We start from the raw sequence: 19055 nt of genomic DNA, 5'->3' as shown, positions 1-19055 counted from the left end.
TCAGGCGTCCTTCGTGGTGTTGGTGCGGAAGTCTTTGATGGTGCTGCCCAGGCGCTCCAGGAGCCGGCCCAGGGCGGCGGGCGAGACCCCGATGACGGCATCACGGTCGCCGTCCACGCGGTCGATGAACTCGGCGGCCCCGCCCTCCAGGGTGAACGCGCCGGCGCAGTGCAGCGGCTCCCCGGAGGCGCAGTAGGCCCGGATCTGCTCGTCAGAGGGCTGACCGAAGGTGATGTCGGAGGAGACGGTCTCCTCCGCGGAGGCCAGAGAGCCCTCGGGCACGCCCAAGGGTCCGGAGGTCAGGGCGGCGGAGCCCAGCCAGGAATGCTGCGCGGTGGACGTCGCCGACCCGGCCGCCACCAGGAAGTGGCCCGTGTGCAGGGCTCCGGTGCGGCCGCGCATCTGCTGCCAGCGGGCCACGGCGACGTCGACCTCGTAGGGCTTGCCGTAGGCGGTGCCGTCCAGCTCGAAGACGGAGTCGCAGCCCAGCACGAACGCGCCGCGGGCCTCCGGGCGGGAAGCCACATTCTCTGCCTTGGTCTGGGCGAGCAGCAGCGCCTCCTCGGCGGGGCCGACCTGCTGACCGGCCTCACGGGCGGCCTCGACGGCGGCGCGCTCGTCCACCTCGGAGACGACGATGTCGAACTCGATCCCGGCGTCGAGGAGGATCTGGCGCCTGCTGGGCGAGGCTGAGGCGAGGATCAGGCGGGGCTGGGCGCTCATCGCAGACCTCCTGCGTTCTTCCAGGAGTCGGTTCCGGGGCGGCCCCAGAGGCCTATCCGGCTGAAGGTCAGGCTGCGGCGGCGCTGCAGGCGACGGTCCCGTGGCCCGGTCTGCCCGGCGTCGTCGTGCTCCCCGCTCTTGGCGCCGGCCAGCGCGGAGATCACGGTGACGACGGCGGCGGTCTCCTCAGCGGAGAGCTCCGCTCCACGCATGCTCAGCTCGGGGCCGTCAGCGGTGCGGTTCGCGTCGCCCGGCGGCGCCTCATCGGCTTCGGGGCGACGCAGCGTGCCCGCCTGAGCTTCGGTTCCTGGGTCGAGGGCGCTCACAGCGGGATGTTCCCGTGCTTCTTGGCGGGCAGGGACTCACGCTTGTGGAACGTGGCGCGCAGGGCCTTGGCGATCTGCCAGCGGGTCTCGGCGGGCTCGATGACGACGTCGATGTAGCCCAGCTCGGCGGCCTGGTAGGGGTTGAGCAGCTGGGCCTCGTAGTCGTCGATGAGCTCGGTGCGCCTGGCCTCGACGTCGCCTCCGTCCTTCTCGGTCTCGGCGAGGTCCCGGCGGTAGAGAATGTTGACCGCACCCTGGGCGCCCATCACGCCGATCTGGGCGGTGGGCCAGGCGAGGTTCACGTCAGCGCCGAGCTTCTTGGAGCCCATCACGATGTAGGCGCCGCCGAAGGCCTTCCGGGTGATCACGGTGATCTTGGGGACGGTGGCCTCCGCGTAGGCGTAGAGCAGCTTCGCGCCGCGGCGGATGATGCCGTTCCACTCCTGGTCGGTGCCGGGCAGGAACCCGGGCACGTCCACCAGGGTGAGCACGGGGATGTTGAACGCGTCGCAGAAGCGGACGAACCGGGCGGCCTTCTCGGAGGCGGAGATGTCCAGGGTGCCGGCGAACTGGGAGGGCTGGTTGGCGACGACTCCGACGCTGCGGCCCTCCACCCGGCCGAAGCCGATGATGATGTTGGGCGCGTACATCGCCTGCAGCTGCAGGAAGTGCCCGTCGTCGAGGATCTGCTCGATCAGAGCCGTCATGTCGTAGGGGGTGGAGGCCGAGTCGGGGATGAGCTCGTTGAGCGCCTCGTCCTCCGGCTCCACCTTGGGGCGTGCCTCTGCGGCGTCTGCGGTGTCCTCCTCCACGGGGGCCTCGGCGAGGTTGTTCAGCGGCAGGAACTCGAGGAGCTCCTTGGCGAACTCGATCGCGTCCTCCTCGTCCTGGGCCATGTAGGCGGCTGTGCCGGTGGTGGTGGAGTGGGACCGGGCCCCGCCGAGGCTCTCCATGTCCACGTCCTCGCCGGTGACGGATTTGATGACGTCGGGGCCGGTGATGAACATGTGGCTGGTCTTGTCGACCATGATGATGAAGTCGTTCAGCGCCGGGGAGTAGGCAGCCCCGCCGGCGGAGGGCCCCATGATGAGGGTGATCTGGGGGACGACGCCGGAGGAGCGCACGTTGTTCCGGAAGATGTCGGCGAACATCGCCAGGGAGGCGACGCCCTCCTGGATGCGGGCCCCGCCGCCGTCGTTGATCCCGATCACCGGGCAGCCGTTGCGGGCGGCGAACTCCTGAACCTTGACGATCTTCTCGCCGTTGACCTTGGAGAGGGAGCCGCCGAAGACGGTGAAGTCCTGGGCGTAGACGGCCACCAGCCGGTCGTCGACGGTGCCGTACCCGGAGACCAGCCCGTCGCCGATGGGGTGCTTGCTGTCCATCCCGAAGGCGGTGGAGCGGTGGACGGCCAGCGCGTCGAGCTCTACGAAGCTGCCTTCGTCCAGCAGCATCTCCACGCGTTCCCGGGCGGTGTGCTTGCCGCGGTTGTGCTGCTTCTCCACGGCGGCCTGACCGGCCGGGGCCAGGGACTCATCACGACGACGCCGGAACTCGGCCAGCTTCCCAGCAGTCGTCTTCAAGTCGGGCTCAGAGGTCATATTCGGCACGCACTTTCGTCGGAAATCCACAAAACTGAGGCCAGTCTATGCACCGGGTCACAGTGCACCTTTGTGGAGCCCCTACAAATCCTGGGGCTCGTCTAATGTGGCCGCCATGGAGACTCAAGCGCGCACCCTGGATGAGGCCCGGCTGAGGCGAGAGCTGGTGGACGCCGGGGTGTGCGGCCGCCTGGTGCGCACGGAGTCCACGGCCTCGACCACCGCGGACCTCGCGAAGGCCGCCCAGCAGTCCGGCTTCGCTGAGGTGTGGCCGGACTTCTCGGCGCTGACCGCGGAGAAGCAGACCGCGGGCACGGGCCGCACGGGACGGTCATGGTCCTCGCCGCGGTGCACGAGCCTCTCCACCTCGTTGGTGCTCCGCCCGGCCCTGCCCCCGGAGCAGCGGCATTGGCTGAGCCTGGTCTCAGGGCTGGCCCTGGTGCAGGCTCTCCGGGAGGAGCACGATGTCGACGCCTCGCTGAAGTGGCCGAATGACGTGCTGATAGGTGTCGGCGAGGACGCCTCGGGCCGCAAGATCGCAGGCAGCGCGGCGATGATCCCGCCCGGCGACCCGCAGGCGGTCATCCTCGGCTGCGGCATCAACGTGCTGCAGACCGCCGAGGAGCTGCCCACCCCGACCTCGACCTCCCTGCTCCTGGAGACGAGTGAGCCCCTGGGGGAGGACCCGCGCACCGACCTGCTCATCAGCTGGCTGCGCCGGTTCCGCGCCCTGTACCTGATGGCGCACGGCGAGGGGGACATCGCCCCCGTCCGGCCGCTGGTGGTGGAGCAGGTCAGCACCATCGGCCAGCAGGTCCGGGTGCACCTCCCCGGCGAGGAGCAGGTCACCGGATCTGCCGTCGCCGTCGAGGAGGACGGCGGCCTCACGGTCGAGACCCCCCACGGCTCCCGGACCTTCCGCGCAGGCGACGTCGTCCACCTCAGACGCGACCCGTAGACTGATCTCAGAGCTGAAACTCGTGAAGGAGGTGCGCTGTGCTGCTGAAGCTTGTGGATGAGGAGCAGGTGATCGTGCGCACCCGCGCGCACTTCCGCGCACTGATCCCGCCGGTGATCAATCTGCTCGTCACCATCGCGATCATGATGTTCCTCATCGGATACCTGGGCCGGCCCTCCCAGCCGGCGTTCATCCAGCACTACAGCCACATCGGGATCTTCATCGTGTGGGCCGTCGGCGGCCTCGTGCTGCTCTTCGGCACGGCGAAGCCGATGCTGGGCTGGCTGAACCGGTACACGTATCTGACCACCCACCGGGTGGTGCAGAAGAACGTGGTCGGCGCCGCGAACGCGGTCGTCGTGCCCCTGGGGCTGGTGACCGGCGCGGACTGGCGGCAGTCCAAGGCTCAGGAGATGTTCGACGCCGGTGACATCGTCCTCGCACACGGCGCCTACGACCAGTACCAGCGCACCCGGCTGAAGGACATGCCCGACGCCGGACAGATGCACAGCCTGCTCAGCCGGCAGCTGCAGGAGTACCGCCGGCAGGCCGCCCAGCAGCACCTGGCCGCCCAGCAGCAGTTCGGCGGGTACGGGGGGCCGCCGCCCGGACGTCCCCATCCTGGGCAGATGTCTCCGGCCCAGGTGAACGCCCACCCCTACGCGGCGGGCCATGGCTACTGAGCAGCCGGACCGCACCGCACGGCCCGACTACATGGCCGGGGAGACCGGGGCCATAGAGGCGGCAACCCCGGGATCCTTCACGGATGAGGAGCTGGAGGCCGCCCGCGCGGACTGGTCAGACTTCCCCGCCCCCAAGCAGAAGGGGGCTGCTGAGATCGCAGCCCAGGCGGCATCGTCGAATCCCACCGTCTCCCAGACTGAGGACGCCGCAGCCTTCCGCGGAGACGCCCTCGACGACGAGGATGAGGACGACGATTACTCCCGCCACCCGGAGACCGCCGCGATCCCCGTCCCCACGCCCCTGCAGGTGGAGGCCGACACCGTCCAGCGGGCCTGGCACCGGCGCATCAAAGACCTGGAGACCCGGCTCCTGGGAGCTGAACGCACCTTGACCTACCGGGAGATGGCCCAGCACATGGGGGTCTCCACCCGCTCGGCCCGCAAGCTCTGGCGGGCCCTGGGCTTTCCCAACCTGGAGGAGGATGCCCGCGCCTTCACCGCCGCGGACGCTGAGGCGCTCGCCACCATGGTTGATCTCGTCCGGCAGGGACTGCTGAACGAGGAGACCGCCATCAGCCTCACCCGGTCGGTGGGGCAGATGACTGATCGGATGGTCGTCTGGCAGATCGAAGCGCTGGTGGAGGACAAGATCACCAACGAGGGGTACGACGACGCCGAGGCCCGCACCCACGTGGTCGAGAGCCTCCCGGAGCTCATCGAGCCGCTGCAGCGGCTCATGGCCTACGCCTGGCGCCGGCAGCTCTCCGCCGGGCTGCAGCGGCTCACCGTGCGGGTGGAGTCAGGGCTCGCGGCCGTGAAGCGCGGGCGGGGCACCCAGCAGGCGCCCGATGCGCCGCTGCCGCTGGCCCGCGCCGTCGGATTCGCCGACCTGGTCTCCTACACCTCCCTGTCCCGCCAGATGAGCGAGCGCACCCTGGCCCAGATGGTCCAGCGGTTCGAGTCCAAATGCGCGGAGATCATCAGCATCGGCGGCGGCCGGCTGGTCAAGACCGTCGGGGACGAGGTCTTCTACAACGCAGAGACCCCGGAGGCCGGCGCGGAGATCGCCCTCGCCCTGGCGGAGACCATCGCCGCCGATGACGTTCTGCCCCAGGCTCGGGTCTCCGTGGTGTGGGGCAGGGTGCTCTCCCGCATGGGCGACATCTACGGGCCCTCTGTGAACCTCGCCGCCCGGCTCACTGCGCTCGCCGATCCCGGCACGGTGCTGGTGGACACCGCCACCGCCGAGGCCCTGGAGGACAACGAGTCCTATCTGATGGTGCCGCAGCACCCCCGGGTGGTGCGCGGGTTCGGGGAGGTGGCGCCGTCGATGCTGCTTCGCTCCGGGGGCGGCGGAATCATGCTTGATGAGGCGGAGATCACAGCCGGGTAACACTGGGGACGCGAGCATCACGGCCCAGCAACGATCCGTGACAAGATGGGAGAGTGACTCTGAGCGACGACAGCACCGACGCCCTGCAGGGGCCTTACGTCGACTACGGCTACGGCTCTCATGTGGGGCTGCGCCGCGAGCTCAACGAGGACTCCTACGTGGTGACCGACGGGCTCTTCGCGGTCGCCGACGGCATGGGCGGCCACGAGGCCGGCGAGGTCGCCTCGTCCCTGGCGGTCCAGGCGCTGGCTGAGGGATGGGAGCGCACCGGGGGCGACGTCGGCGAGGCCGAGATCCAGGAGTTCCTCGACGACGCCGATCGCCGCATCCGTGAGGCCACCGACTCCAAAGCCGGGACCACTCTCTCCGGCGCCGTCGTGGTGGAGACCCCCACCGAGGACAGCTCGTCCCAGTGGCAGTGGCTGGTGTTCAACATCGGCGACTCCCGCACCTACCTGCTCAATGACGGCGCGTTCATCCGGCTCACCCGCGACCACTCCCAGGTCCAGGACCTGGTGGACTCCGGAATGATCACTGCCGAAGAGATGCACACCCACCCGCAGCGCAACGTCATCACCCGAGCCCTGGGCGCCGGGGACGTATGGGGCGCGGACTTCTCCACTGCCACCGTCACCACCGGGCAGCGGCTGCTGATCTGCTCCGACGGGCTCACCGGTGAGCTCACGGACCAGCAGATCGCCACTATTCTCAACGCCGGCCACAGCGCCCAGGAGACCGTGGACTGGCTGATCCACCAGTCCCTGCGCTTCGGCGGCCGGGATAATGTCACGGTCGTACTCGTGGACGTCAAAGAAGGGAACTGAATGTCTGAGGAGATCTCGCGCGCCGACGTCGAGCATCTTGCCAAGCTGGCACATATCGCCATGACCGAGGAGGAGATCGACCGCACTGTCGGGGAGCTCGCCGAGATCGTGGACGCGGTGAAGACCGTCCAGGAGGCGGCCGGGGAGGACGTGCAGGCGACCAGCCACCCGCTGCCGCTGACCAACGTGTTCCGCGAGGACCTCATCGGGCACACCTTCACGCCCGAGCAGTCCCTGGCCAACGCCCCCGACGCCGAGGACGGCCGCTTCAAGGTCCCGGCCATCCTGGACGAGGAGTGATCTTCTACCCATGACCGTTGACAGCAACCCGATCATCCGGCTGACCGCGGCCGAGATGGCATCCAAGCTCCAGTCCGGCGAGATCACGTCGGTGGAGCTCACCCGAGCGCATCTGGACCGCATCGCTGAGGTGGAGCCCACCCTCCACGCGTTCCTGCACGTGAACGCCGATGAGGCCCTTGAGGTCGCCGCCGAGGTGGACAGGGCTCGTGCCGCCGGCGGCCAGGAGGCAGAGAAGCTTCACCTGCTGGCCGGCGTGCCGATCGCCGTGAAGGACCTCATCGTCACCAAGGGGCAGCCCACCACCGCGGCATCAAAGATGCTCGAGGGCTGGATGAGCCCCTATGACGCCACTGTGATCGAGAAGATCCGTGAGGCGAAGCTGCCGATTCTCGGCAAGACCAACCTGGACGAGTTCGCGATGGGCTCATCCACTGAGCACTCCGCCTACGGGATCACCCGCAACCCGTGGGACACCAGCCGCATCCCCGGCGGCTCCGGCGGAGGCTCCGCGGCCGCCGTCGCCGCCTTCGAGGCCCCGCTGGCGCTGGGCACCGACACCGGCGGCTCCATCCGTGAGCCCGCCGCGTTCACCGGCACCGTGGGCACCAAGCCCACCTACGGCGGGGTCTCCCGCTACGGGGCGATCGCGATGGCCTCCTCACTGGACCAGATCGGCCCCTGCGCCCGGACGGTGCAGGACGCGGCCCTGCTGCATGAGCTGATCGGCGGCCACGACCCCAAGGACTCCACCTCCCTGCCCGATGAGGTGGGCGAGTTTGCGAAGGCCGCCAGCACCCACGATGTCGCCGGCAAGAGGATCGGCGTCATCAGGCAGCTCTCCCACGGGGAGGGCTACGAGCAGGGCGTGCTGGACGCGTTCAGCTCCTCCCTGGGCTCCCTGCGTGAGGCCGGAGCGGAGATCGTGGAGGTGGACTGCCCCAGCTTCGACTACGCCCTGGGCGCCTACTACCTGATCATGCCCTCGGAGGCATCCTCCAACCTCGCGCGGTACGACGGTGTGCGCTACGGCACCCGCGTGCTGCCGGAGGAGGGTCCGCTCACCATCGAGCGCGTCATGGCCGCCACCCGTGCTGCCGGTTTCGGCGAGGAGGTCAAGCGCCGCATCGTGCTGGGAACCTACGCGCTCTCGGCCGGCTACTACGACGCCTACTACGGCTCAGCGCAGAAGATCCGCACGCTCATCCAGCGGGACTTCGACCGCGCCTTCGAGCAGGCCGATGTGCTGATCTGCCCCACCGCGCCCACCGTGCCGTTCAAGCTCGGCGAGAAGATGGACGACCCGCTGTCCATGTACCTCAACGACATCGCCACCATCCCCGCCAATCTCGCCGGAATCCCCGGGATCTCGGTCCCCGCGGGCCTCTCCGGGGGCCTGCCGGTGGGCATCCAGTTCCTCGCCCCGGCACGTGAGGACATACGGGCCTACCACGCAGCCGGTGCCCTCGAGCACCTGCTGGGCGAAAAGGGTGAGGCCATCTGGCAGCAGATCCCCGAGCTCGAGGAGGTCAAGTGATGACGGAGCCTATGAACGACGTCGCGCCCCTCGGCTTCGACGAGGCCCTGGAGAAGTACGAGCCGGTGCTGGGCTTCGAGGTGCACGTGGAGCTCAATACCAAGTCCAAGATGTTCTCCTCCGCCCCCAACGCGTTCGGCGATGAGGCGAACACCAACGTCAACGAGGTGGACCTCGGGCTTCCCGGCACGCTGCCGGTGGTCAACGGCAAAGCCGTGGAGTCCGCCATCCGCCTGGGTCTGGCGCTGAACTGCTCGATCGCCGAATACTGCCGGTTCGCCCGCAAGCAGTACTTCTACCCGGACCTGCCGAAGAACTGGCAGACCTCCCAGTATGACGAGCCCATCGCCTTCGACGGCTGGCTGGACGTGGAGCTGGACGACGGGGAGATCTTCCGGGTGGAGATCGAGCGCGCCCACATGGAGGAGGACGCCGGCAAGCTCACCCACGCCGGCGCCTCGGGCCGCATCCAGGGGGCGGACTACTCCCTGGTGGACTACAACCGCACCGGTGTGCCGCTGATCGAGATCGTCACCAAGCCGATCACCGGCGCCGCCGGACGTGCCCCGGAGATTGCCCGGGCCTACGTGGCGGCCGTCCGGGATCTCGTGAAGGCCCTGGACATCTCGGACGCGAAGATGGAGCACGGCAACGTCCGCTGCGATGCCAACGTCTCCCTGATGCCTCGGGGCGCAGAGACGTTCGGCACCCGTTCCGAGACCAAGAACGTCAACTCGATGCGCGCCGTCGAGCACGCCGTGAACTATGAGATCCGCCGCCACGCGGCGGTGCTCGAGGCCGGCGGCAGCATCGTCCAGGAGACCCGCCACTGGCAGGAGACCTCCCGGACCACCTCTTCGGGGCGTCCGAAGTCGGATGCTGACGACTACCGGTACTTCCCGGAGCCGGATCTGGTTCCCATGGTCACCACCCCGGAGTGGATCGACCAGCTCAAGGGCACACTGCCGGAGCCCCCGGCGGAGCGCCGCCGCCGCCTGCGTACCGCCTGGGACTATGCGGACAAGGAGTTCCGTGACGTCGTCGCCGCGGACCTGCTCGATGAGATCGAGGAGACCGTCGCACAGGGCGCCAGCCCCGCCGTCGCCCGCAAGTGGTGGATGGGCGAGATCTCTCGCCTCGCCAACGCCCGTGGCGCCGAGCCCGTGGAGCTCGGCGTGCAGCCTGCCACCATCGTGGAGCTCAACCAGCTGATCGAGGACGGCAGGATCAATGACAAGATCGCCCGCCAGGTGCTCGAGCACCATCTCGACGGTCAGGGCTCCCCGGCCGAGATCGTCTCCGACCGCGGGCTGGAGGTCGTCTCCGACGACGGCGCCCTGACCGCCGCGGTGGAGAAGGCCATGGAGGAGAACCCGGACGTGGTGGAGAAGGTCCAAGGCGGCAAGCTCAAGGCGATCGGCGCGCTCATCGGTCCGGTGATGAAGGAGACCAAGGGTCAGGCCGACGCCGGCAGGGTCCGCGAGATCGTGCTGGAGAAGCTCGGCATCGAGGACTGACCCGCCGGTGCCGCCGCTGAGAGAGGCTCCAGGGCCGCCCATGAGGGTGACCTGGAGTTTGTCTTTTTCTTAACGCGGTCGAAACAGCTGTTTGGGTAGCGTTTGGCGCAACGCTGGGGGGAACCCCCTCCAGCTGCACCTCGCCCACCAACATCCGAGGGGATGAGAACACTATGAGCGCAGGAGTACTCCTTGCGGAAGAGGCTGAAGCGGCCAACGGAGCCGGCTTCGACCCTGAGACTGACCCGGAATCGTGTGACCCGGCAGTGCGGGAGACGTTCCTCGACGACGTCGCCTGCCAGATTGACAGCAACTTCGGCGTGGTCGCCGACTGGTTCGGAAGCATCATTTTCTGGGGCCCCGAGTATGACGGCCAGAGCATCCTGCTGGTCGTCCTGTGGTCCGTGATCGCCGCGATCGGCTTCACCATCTATTTCAAGGGTGTGCAGTTCACCGGCTTCAAGACCGCCCTCGAGGTGGTCCGCGGCAAGTACTCCCGGGCTGATGACCCCGGTGAGGTCAGCCACTTCCAGGCACTGACCTCTGCACTGTCCGCCACCGTCGGACTCGGAAACATCGCCGGTGTCGCCGCGGCGATCTCCATGGGCGGACCTGGTGCCACCTTCTGGATGATCCTGATCGGTCTGTGCGGCATGGCCACCAAATTCGTGGAGGCCACCCTCGGTGTGAAGTACCGCTACATCGACGAGGACGGTGTGGTCCACGGCGGACCCTTCCAGTACCTGAAGATCGCCTTCGGCAGGCTGCCGCAGCCCCTGGTCGCTGTCATCACCGGTGTCTTCGCCTTCGCGATCATCGCCTTCGGCGTCGGCGGCGGCGGCATGTACCAGACCAACCAGACGATGTCTCAGGCCCAGGCGGTCTCCACCCAGTACTTCAGCGGCACCGCTCTTGAGGACTTCTTCAACTCCACCGCAGGCGCGTTCATCTTCGGCATCATCTTCGCGTTCCTGGTGGGCCTGGTGATCATCGGCGGCATCAAGTCCATCGGCAGCGTGACCTCCAAGCTCGTGCCTGCCATGGCCATCATCTACGTGGTCGGCGCTCTGATCGTCATCCTGGTGAACATCACTGAGGTGCCTGACGCATTCGGCATCATCATCTCCGGTGCGTTCAACCCTGAGGGCATCGCAGGCGGCATCCTTGGTGTGATCATCATGGGTGCTCAGCGTGCGGCGTTCTCCAACGAGGCCGGCATCGGCTCCGCTCCGATCGCCCACTCTGCGGCGAAGACTCGCCGCCCTGCCTCTGAGGGCTTTGTGGCTTCGCTGGAGCCGTTCATCGACACCGTGGTGGTCTGCACCATGACCGCCCTGGTGATCATCATCGGTATGCAGAACCCGGCCTTCGCCGACCTGCACGCTGACGGTGAGCAGGTCGGCACTGTGGCTGACACGTCGGCCGCCTTCGCCACCGTGATGGGCTGGTTCCCGATCGTGCTGCTGCTCTGCGTGGCGCTGTTCGCGTTCTCCTCCATCGTCACCTGGGCCTACTACGGCACTCAGGCATGGCGCCATGTCTTCGGCAAGTCGCCGGTGAAGGACAACATCTTCCGCGCGATCGTGCTGGTCTTCGTGGTGCTGGGCTGCCTGACCAGCTTCGGCTCCATCCTTGAGTTCGCCGACGCGGCACTGTTCCTCTGCATCTTCATCAACGTGATCGGCCTGGTCATCCTGGCTCCGAGGGTGAAGGCCGAGGTGCAGCAGTACGTTGCTGACCGCAAGGCCGGCCGTCTCATGGAGGACCCGGCCCCGCTGGACGACGACGCCCGCGTCTGACCCCAGCCTCCACCGCAATGGGCGGTGAGCTCTGACCGGAACCCCCTGGCCGACCAGGGGAGAAGAGTCAGGAGCTCACCGCCCATTGGCGTGTCTGGGGGAAGCGGTCATCGCATGCGTTCATCTGACTTCTCCATTCGTCGTGAGGATGCAGAACCGGCCTGAGCCTGAGGTGTGATCTGGCTCTCTTCATCCCCGGGGTGCAGGCTGACAGAATCAGCCCATGGTTGCCATCGAGAACTCCAAGCTGGGAATCGTCGGCGCTGGGAGCGTGGGCACCAGCACCGCCTACGCCGCCATGATCCGCGGGTCTGCCCGCCACGTCCGCCTCTACGACATCGACGCGGCCCGCGCGGAGGCCGAAGTGCTGGACCTCGCCCACGGCAGTCAGTTCACCGGCGCCAGCGACATCGACGGCGGAGCTGACATCAAGCATCTGACCGGCTGCGACGTGGTCGTCATCACTGCTGGGGCTAAGCAGACCCCCGGTCAGTCGCGGCTGGATCTGGCTGCTACCAATGTGGAGATTCTGCGCAGCCTGGTGCCCAAGATCCTCGAGGCGGCGCCCCATGCGATCCTCATCCTGGTCACCAATCCCTGCGATGTGCTCACCGTGGCCGCCCGGCAGATCTCCGGGCTTCCGGGCCATCGGGTGTTCTCCTCCGGCACGGTGCTCGACACCGCCCGGCTGCGCTGGCTGTTGGCTGAGCGTGCCGGGGTCGCGCAGCAGAGCGTGCACGCCCACATCGTCGGTGAGCACGGCGATACCGAGTTCCCGCTCTGGTCCACCGCCACCATCGGCGCCACCCCGCTGCTGGACTGGCAGCGTGACGGCGCCTCGGCCTTCACCCAGCAGGAGCTGGAGAGTGTGGCGGAGGATGTGCGCACTGCCGCGTACCGCGTGATTGAGGGCAAGGGGGCCACCAACTATGCCATCGGCCTCAGCGCCGCCCGGATCGTGGAGGCGGTGCTGAATGACCAGCATGCGGTGCTTCCGGTGAGCACGGTTCTGGACGGAGCCTTCGGGGTGGAGGGCGTGGCGCTCTCGGTGCCGAGCATCGTGTCTGCCGGCGGAGCCCGGCCGGTCACGTCCACCCCGTTCGACGGCGTCGAGTATGCCAGGCTTCACGCCTCGGCGGAGGCGCTGCAGAAGGCACAAGCTTCCTTGGGGCTCTGAAGACGCGTTGCCTACTGCTCCGAGCGGACGGCAGCCTCAGCCTTCTGCAGGGTGTCGAAGCGGCCAGGGAGCACGCTGCTCCAGGCCTCTTTCAGCTCGTCCAGGGCGATCCCGAAGCTGCCGCCCGCGAAGGGGCCGGACACCTCCAGGCCGCCGGACTCCGCGTCGACCACACCCAGGCGGATTGCGGGGAAGCCGCGAGCGCTGGTCATATCGGTGAAGCGCAGCTCCTCCGAACGGGGGAGTGCGACGACCGCCCGCGCCTGAGACTCGCTGAACAGGGCGGTGAACGCGTCCACGCCGTCGCGCTCGCACACGCCGTCGAGCGCCGCCCGGGCGCCGACGCCGAAGCGCAGGCTCATCTCCGCCAGGCCGGCCGCCAAGCCGCCCTCAGAGAGGTCATGGGCGGCGTCGATCATCCCGTCCCGGGACGCGTTGATCAGCAGCTCGCCCAGAGTCTTCTCGGCGGCGAGGTCCGCCTGCGGAGGGGTGCCCCCCAGGTGGCCGCGCATGCGGGCGAACTCCGAGCCGTCCAGCTCGTCCCGGGTGGTGCCCAGCAGATAGATCGCCTGCCCGTCCGCCCAGCGCTGATGGCCGGAGGGGGTGCGTCGTCCGACGTCGTCGAATTTACCCATCACTCCCACCACAGGGGTCGGGTGGATGGCCCGGCCGGCGGTCTGGTTGTAGAGGCTGACGTTGCCGCCGGTCACCGGGATGCCCAGCTCCATGCAGCCGTCCGCGAGGCCGCGGACGGCCTCGGCGAACTGCCACATGACCTCCGGGTCCTCCGGGGAGCCGAAGTTCAGGCAGTCTGAGACGGCCATCGGGATCGCGCCCGAGGTGGCCACGTTGCGGTAGGCCTCAGCCAGGGCCAGCTGGGCACCCGTATAGGGGTCCAGGTAGGCGTAGCGGCCGTTGCAGTCAGTGGCCAGGGCCACGCCCAGGCCGGTCTCCTCGTCCACGCGGATCACACCGGCGTCGTCGGGCTGGGACAGCGCGGTGCTGCCGCGGACGAACCGGTCGTACTGGTCAGTGATCCAGGAGGCGTCAGCCATGTTCGGCTGGCACATCAGCTCCATCAGGGCCTCACCGAGCTGCTCAGCCGATGCCGGCAGGCCAGCGGAGGCCTCGGAGGAGCGGAAAGTGTCGGCCTGCAGATCGTCCTGCCAGGCGGGACGATGGTATGGCCGCTCATAGACGGGGCCGTCGTGGGCCACAGTGCGGGGGTCGACGTCGACGATCGTCTCGCCGTCCCACTCAATGACCAGCCGGCCGGTGTCGGTGACCTCGCCCAGCCAGGAGTGCTCCACGCCCCATTTGCCCAGCACTGCCTCGAACCTGTCCGCATTCTCCGGGGTGACCACGGCCATCATCCGTTCCTGGGACTCAGACATCAGGATCTCGCCGGGGGTCAGGGTGGGGTCGCGCAGCAGCACGTCGGTCAGCTCCACGTGCATGCCGCCGTCGCCGTTGGAGGCCAGCTCGCTGGTGGCGCAGCTGATCCCGGCCGCGCCCAGGTCCTGGATGCCCTCCACCAGCTCGCCCTTGAACAGCTCCAGGCAGCACTCGATGAGGACCTTCTCCGCGAAAGGGTCGCCCACCTGCACGGCCGGACGCTTGGAGGGCTTGGTGTCGTCGAAGGATTCGGAGGCCAGCACGGAGGCGCCGCCGATGCCGTCGCCGCCGGTGCGGGCACCGAAGAGCACCACCTTGTTGCCCACGCCTGAGGCGTTGGCCAGGCGCAGGTCCTCGTGCCGCATCACGCCCACTGCCAGGGCGTTGACCAGCGGATTCTGCTGGTAGACCTCATCGAAGACGACCTCGCCGCCCACATTGGGCAGGCCGAGGGAGTTGCCGTAGCCGCCGATGCCGGAGACCACCCCGGGCAGCACCCGCTGGGTGTCTGGGTGGTCAATGGCGCCGAAGCGCAGCGGGTCCATCACGCCGATGGGCCGGGCGCCCATGGAGATGATGTCCCGGACGATGCCGCCGATGCCGGTGGCCGCGCCCTGGTAGGGCTCCACGTAGGAGGGGTGGTTGTGGGACTCGATCTTGAAGGTCACGGCCCAGCCGTCGCCCAGGTCGGTCACGCCGGCGTTCTCGCCGATGCCGACCATCAGGTCCTTCCTCATCTCCTTGGTGACCTTCTCGCCGAACTGGCGCAGGTGCACCTTGGAGGACTTGTAGCTGCAGTGCTCAGACCACATGACGGAGTACATGGCCAGCTCGGCGGCCGTCGGGCGTCGACCGAGGATCTCTGTGATCCGCCGGTACTCGTTCTCCTTCAGGCCCAGCTCGGCCCAGGGAAGCTCGGTGTCCGGGCTTGAGGCGGCGTCCTCGACGGTGTCGATGTTGAAGGTCTGCTCGCTCACGCTCTGGTCAGTCACTGGGATCCTCCTGCCAGGGATGAGATGACGGAGGTGAACAGGGTCAGCCCGTCGGTGCCGCTGCGCATCCCGGTTGCGTCGTCGGGGCCGTAGCCGGCCTCAATGGCGTGCTCAGGGTGAGGCATCAGCCCCACCACGTTGCCGGCCTCGTTGCTGATGCCGGCGATGTTGTTGCGGGAGCCGTTGGGGTTGGCGCCCATGTAGCGGAACACCACCCGGCCCTCGCCCTCGAGGCGCTCGAGCTCCTCGGCGGAGGCCACGTACTGCCCGTCCTGGTTCTTGAGCGGGATCGCGATGATCTCGTCCTGGGTGAACTGGGAGGTCCACGCGGTCTGGGTGTTCTCCACGCGCAGGGCCTGCTCGGCGCAGATGAACTTGAGGTGGTCGTTCTTGATCATCGAGCCGGGCAGCAGGTGCGCCTCGGTGAGGATCTGAAAGCCGTTGCAGATGCCCAGCACCGGCAGAGGGGCCGACGATGTCGCGGCTGCGCCGGCCTCCTTGATGAGGGTCTCCATCACGGGAGCGAAGCGGGCGATGGCCCCGGCGCGCAGGTAGTCGCCGTAGGAGAAGCCGCCGGGCAGCACCACGGCGTCGACCCCGTGCAGGGACTGGTCGGCGTGCCACAGGGAGACAGGGGTGCCGCCGCCGAGACGGACTGCGCGGGCGGCGTCGCCGTCGTCGAGGGTGCCGGGAAAGGTGACCACGCCGATGCGCGCACCGTCCAGGGACTCGGCGGGCTGGGCGCTGAAGTCGCCGATCAGCGGAACCGCTGAGCTCAAGAGGGATCCTCCTCCACGCGGACGGAGACCACGTCCTCGATGACCGGGTTGGAGAGCATCTCCGCGGCGGCGCTGCGGGCGGACTCGAGGGTCTCCTCGGTCACCTCGCCGTCCACGGCCAGCTCGAACCGCTTGCCCTGCCGCACCGTGCTGAAGCTGGTGAAGCCCAGGTGGGGCATAGCGCTGACGATCGCTTTGCCCTGCGGGTCGAGGATCTCGGGTTTGGGCATGACCTCGACGATAATGCGCGGCATGGAATCTCCTGCGTGAGAAGGATACGGGTGAGCGCCCGCGAAAGTGCCGTCTCACGCTCGAGACCGAACGCTCCGCGAGCTTGCCCGTCAATCCTACCCGCCGCTCAGGGTTCCCGGAGGCGATGAATGGTGCGAGACTCGTCAGATGGAATGGGGTCTCTATATGAGCTTCTTGGCGGTGGTGCTCGTCATCGCCATCACGCCTGGTGCAGACACCGCGGTGGTGCTGAAGAATGTGGTGACTGGCGGTCGGCGGGGTGGAGTCGCCGCGGCGGGCGGGGTTTTTGCGGCCTCTGCAATGCAGGCGGTGCTGGTCGCCATCGGGTTAGGCATTCTCATTGCCCAGTCCCAGACCCTGCTGCAGGTTATCCGGTGGGTCGGTGCGGCCTACCTGCTGTGGCTGGCCTTCCAATCGGTGCGCTCGGCAGTTGGAGGCGAGTATGGACGAGTCGCTCAAGATGCTGGAGCCGCGGCCCGTCGGGGCTTCCTCCAGGGCTTTCTCGCCAATGCCACCAACCCGCAGGTTCTTCTCTTCTATCTGGCGCTGCTGCCGCAGTTCATCTCCCCCGACACCGGAATCGGAATGCTCCTGCTGTGGGCGATGACCCTGCCCGTCATCGGCACCGCCCTGCTGCTGGCAGCGGTGCTGCTGATGCGCAAAGCCACGGGCTGGCTGGAACGCCGGGCTGTGCGCCGCAGCCTCGATGCGATCACCGGCGTGATTCTCGGGGGACTGGGCGTACGGGTAGCGGCCGACGCCGTCCGCGAAGCCGCGTGATGCTCCTTCAGGCTCTATGAGTTGAGCCTGTGGGGCAGAGCGCTGGTCACACCCGGCGCGCAGCCTATTCCCCACGGGGGCAGGGCAGGTCTGCCACTGATTGCTGAGCGGAGCTGTTCGACACTTCGCAGCAGAGCATCAGTTTGCACATTCGCCATCTGTTGGAGAGCGGTGCCGAGGTTGGGGCGGGAACAGTCAGCGGCCGTAGGGTGTTGGTAAGCCCTGAGACAGTTCAAATTTTGAAGAGCTACCCGTGGAGGGGATCCCCAATGGCAGAAGCACTGAGCATCGGCATCCTCGGCGCCGGCCGTGTCGGAACCGCCGTGGCCCGGCAGGCGATCCGCGGCGGCCACAGCGTGAAGATCGCGACCTCCAAGCCAGCCGAGGAGATCAGGCTGCTCACCGAGGTGATCGTCCCGGGCGCCACGGCCGTGGACAAGGAGGAGCTGCGCGGCTCCGACATCATCATTACCGCCGTGCCGCTGCACAAGTACAAGGACGTCGACACCTCTGTGCTCCAGGGCCACGTGGTCATCGACACCATGAACTACTGGGCCCCGGTGGACGGGCTCATGGACGAGTTCGAGGGCGAAGCCTCCACCTCCGAGGTGATCGGCGACTTCTTCGGCGATGTGCGTCTGGTCAAGACTCTCAACCACATCGGATACGGAGACCTGGAGGTCGACTCCCACCCAGCCGGTGACCCCAACCGTCGTGCCCTGGCCCTCGCCGGTGACGACCCGGAGGCGAAGGAGCTGGTCTCAGGACTGATCGAGACCCTGGGCTATGACCCGGTGGACGCGGGCCCCCTCAGCGCCGGCAAGGCCTTTGAGAACGGCACCGACATCTTCAACGGCCGCCACAGCCGGGATCAGATGGAGGCGCTGCTCGACCAGTGCCAGAAAGTCCTGACCAACGCCTAAGCTGAGGCTCAGTCCTCACTCTCGTGCTCAGCCATCAGGCTGCTGGGCTGAGTGTCGAAGAGCCCGATCCGGATCTCCAGCTGCTGCTCCGTGGCGCTCTGGGCCAATTCTGCGTAGTCCTCTGCCGCCTCGATCATCTCCTGCGTGGGCTCCACCTCACTGCTGGGGACGCCGCTGCGCTGGTCTTCGTCATTCGCGGCAACGTTCAGCTTCCCGTAGTCGCTGCCCAGAGACAGTTCGAACTCCTGCACACCATCCCAGCGATCCTCCTCCTGCGCGGCCTCAAGAAGGGAGACGGCGAGCTCGGCATATTCGACCTCCACGGAGAAGTCCAGCACGAAGATGCCATAGTCCGGGTGCAGGCTGCTCTCTCCGAAATTCATCGTCCCATCATCCTCATGAACGGTTCGCTGCCGCAGATAGCCTCCCTCCACGCCGAAGCTGAAGCGGTCCGCGCCCGCAGGCGCGGTCAGCTCGGCCCAGGACAGGAGCGTGTCCGCAGAGCTGGGGGCGGACTCATCCTCCTCATCGGTGAGCCTGCGCAGTGTGACACCGGTGCTGCCGTCGTCGCTGCCGAAGATGAAGATCTCATCCACGTGGTCCTGGTGAGCGTGGGACAGAACGTCGGTCCAGCCTTCAGCCGGGAGCTCACCAGCAGTGCCCCGCCTTTCGAGGTCTCGGATCTCTGTGCCGTTCTCCAGTTCAAGATCAGGGGTGCGGCCATAACGCTCCTGCAGCTCCTCCATATGCGCTCCCACCTCATGGAGGTCAGCATCCGAATGTACGGTCGCTTCGAAGGCAGTGATCGTCCGGGGAGGGAAGGGGCCGTCCCCGCGGCGCTCCACGGTGACCTCGACATCCGCGAGGAGGTCATCATCTGAGGCACGCTCCAACTGCCAGGCCTGCCAGCGCACGCCGTCGCCGAACATGAACCACAGCCATCCCAGCAGCAGGGCGAGGAGCGGTCCGAGAACCAGCAGCCCCGCGCAGGAAATGCCCCACAGCACCGGTCGGCGACTTGCGTCCCCCACCTTGCTCATGATCCTCCCTCGTGCCCGGTGTTCGTCCAGAAAAGGCCCAGTTGCTGACAGCGGGC

General features: G+C 67.7%; 18 protein-coding genes. 11 read left to right on the top strand and 7 right to left on the bottom strand.

Going from position 1 to position 19055, the window contains the following annotated elements; all coding sequences use genetic code 11:
* The 3 genes from FWJ47_RS00690 to FWJ47_RS00680 are packed head-to-tail and all read right to left on the bottom strand — an operon-like array spanning position 1 to position 2650.
* Positions 1–723: a Maf family protein gene (locus FWJ47_RS00690; RefSeq protein WP_147102923.1), complete on the bottom strand. Its 723-nt coding sequence runs from the start codon at positions 721–723 to the stop codon at positions 1–3.
* Positions 720–1049: a hypothetical protein gene (locus tag FWJ47_RS00685; protein ID WP_147102921.1), complete on the bottom strand. Its 330-nt coding sequence runs from the start codon at positions 1047–1049 to the stop codon at positions 720–722. Before FWJ47_RS00685 ends, FWJ47_RS00690 begins: the two co-directional genes overlap by 4 nt.
* Positions 1046–2650, bottom strand: coding sequence for an acyl-CoA carboxylase subunit beta (locus tag FWJ47_RS00680; RefSeq protein WP_147102919.1), 1605 nt, complete (start codon positions 2648–2650; stop codon positions 1046–1048). The genes FWJ47_RS00685 and FWJ47_RS00680 overlap by 4 nt, the downstream gene beginning before the upstream one ends.
* Before the next feature lie 115 nt (positions 2651–2765).
* Between FWJ47_RS00680 and FWJ47_RS00675 the strand changes: the two genes are divergently transcribed.
* The 9 genes from FWJ47_RS00675 (at position 2766) to FWJ47_RS00635 (ending at position 12838) form a co-directional block, all read left to right on the top strand.
* Complete coding sequence (locus tag FWJ47_RS00675) at positions 2766–3608, top strand: biotin--[acetyl-CoA-carboxylase] ligase (RefSeq protein WP_147102917.1); 843 nt, start codon at positions 2766–2768, stop codon at positions 3606–3608.
* A 38-nt stretch (positions 3609–3646) separates the two neighbouring features.
* The gene (locus FWJ47_RS00670) at positions 3647–4291 is read left to right on the top strand and encodes a hypothetical protein (protein ID WP_147102915.1); all 645 of its coding nucleotides are present in this window, start codon (positions 3647–3649) and stop codon (positions 4289–4291) included.
* Positions 4281–5684, top strand: a complete 1404-nt coding sequence (locus tag FWJ47_RS00665; protein WP_342779628.1) for an adenylate/guanylate cyclase domain-containing protein — start codon at positions 4281–4283, stop codon at positions 5682–5684. Before FWJ47_RS00670 ends, FWJ47_RS00665 begins: the two co-directional genes overlap by 11 nt.
* A 53-nt stretch (positions 5685–5737) precedes the next feature.
* The gene (locus FWJ47_RS00660) at positions 5738–6508 is read left to right on the top strand and encodes a PP2C family protein-serine/threonine phosphatase (RefSeq protein WP_246126102.1); all 771 of its coding nucleotides are present in this window, start codon (positions 5738–5740) and stop codon (positions 6506–6508) included.
* Positions 6509–6808, top strand: a complete 300-nt coding sequence (gatC, locus tag FWJ47_RS00655) for an Asp-tRNA(Asn)/Glu-tRNA(Gln) amidotransferase subunit GatC (protein ID WP_147102913.1) — start codon at positions 6509–6511, stop codon at positions 6806–6808.
* A 10-nt stretch (positions 6809–6818) separates the two neighbouring features.
* Entirely contained in the window at positions 6819–8345 is a 1527-nt protein-coding gene (gene gatA, locus FWJ47_RS00650; RefSeq protein WP_147102911.1) for an Asp-tRNA(Asn)/Glu-tRNA(Gln) amidotransferase subunit GatA, read from the top strand.
* A gap of 11 nt (positions 8346–8356) precedes the next feature.
* The gene (gatB, locus tag FWJ47_RS00645; RefSeq protein ID WP_147108678.1) at positions 8357–9862 is read left to right on the top strand and encodes an Asp-tRNA(Asn)/Glu-tRNA(Gln) amidotransferase subunit GatB; all 1506 of its coding nucleotides are present in this window, start codon (positions 8357–8359) and stop codon (positions 9860–9862) included.
* A 173-nt stretch (positions 9863–10035) separates the two neighbouring features.
* Entirely contained in the window at positions 10036–11661 is a 1626-nt protein-coding gene (locus tag FWJ47_RS00640) for an alanine/glycine:cation symporter family protein (RefSeq protein WP_147102909.1), read from the top strand.
* A 223-nt stretch (positions 11662–11884) separates the two neighbouring features.
* Positions 11885–12838: an L-lactate dehydrogenase gene (locus FWJ47_RS00635; protein ID WP_147102907.1), complete on the top strand. Its 954-nt coding sequence runs from the start codon at positions 11885–11887 to the stop codon at positions 12836–12838.
* Between the two features lie 11 nt (positions 12839–12849).
* On the opposite strand, the gene purL is transcribed toward FWJ47_RS00635, so the two are convergent.
* From purL to purS, 3 genes are read right to left on the bottom strand one after another with little or no spacing between them, the layout of a single operon-like run.
* Positions 12850–15225 (bottom strand): phosphoribosylformylglycinamidine synthase subunit PurL, encoded by a 2376-nt coding sequence (gene purL / locus FWJ47_RS00630; protein ID WP_246126101.1) that lies wholly within the window; start codon positions 15223–15225, stop codon positions 12850–12852.
* On the bottom strand, positions 15222–16004 hold the full coding sequence (purQ, locus tag FWJ47_RS00625; protein WP_147102905.1) for a phosphoribosylformylglycinamidine synthase subunit PurQ: 783 nt from the start codon (positions 16002–16004) through the stop codon (positions 15222–15224). Before purQ ends, purL begins: the two co-directional genes overlap by 4 nt.
* Positions 16001–16258: a phosphoribosylformylglycinamidine synthase subunit PurS gene (gene purS / locus FWJ47_RS00620; RefSeq protein ID WP_147102903.1), complete on the bottom strand. Its 258-nt coding sequence runs from the start codon at positions 16256–16258 to the stop codon at positions 16001–16003. The genes purQ and purS overlap by 4 nt, the downstream gene beginning before the upstream one ends.
* A 145-nt stretch (positions 16259–16403) precedes the next feature.
* On the opposite strand from purS, the gene FWJ47_RS00615 reads away from it, so the two are divergent.
* Positions 16404–17036, top strand: coding sequence for a LysE family translocator (locus FWJ47_RS00615; protein WP_147102901.1), 633 nt, complete (start codon positions 16404–16406; stop codon positions 17034–17036).
* Between the two features lie 269 nt (positions 17037–17305).
* Positions 17306–17959: an NADPH-dependent F420 reductase gene (locus FWJ47_RS00610; RefSeq protein ID WP_147102899.1), complete on the top strand. Its 654-nt coding sequence runs from the start codon at positions 17306–17308 to the stop codon at positions 17957–17959.
* An 8-nt stretch (positions 17960–17967) separates the two neighbouring features.
* Here the strand turns inward: FWJ47_RS00610 and FWJ47_RS00605 are convergent, their stop codons facing one another.
* On the bottom strand, positions 17968–18999 hold the full coding sequence (locus FWJ47_RS00605) for a hypothetical protein (protein WP_147102897.1): 1032 nt from the start codon (positions 18997–18999) through the stop codon (positions 17968–17970).
* Between the last annotated feature and the right edge of the window lie 56 nt (positions 19000–19055).

Origin of the sequence: Nesterenkonia populi, assembly GCF_007994735.1 — a bacterium.
GTDB classification, from domain to species: domain Bacteria; phylum Actinomycetota; class Actinomycetes; order Actinomycetales; family Micrococcaceae; genus Nesterenkonia; species Nesterenkonia populi.
This window is presented reverse-complemented; position numbering and strand designations above follow the sequence as displayed.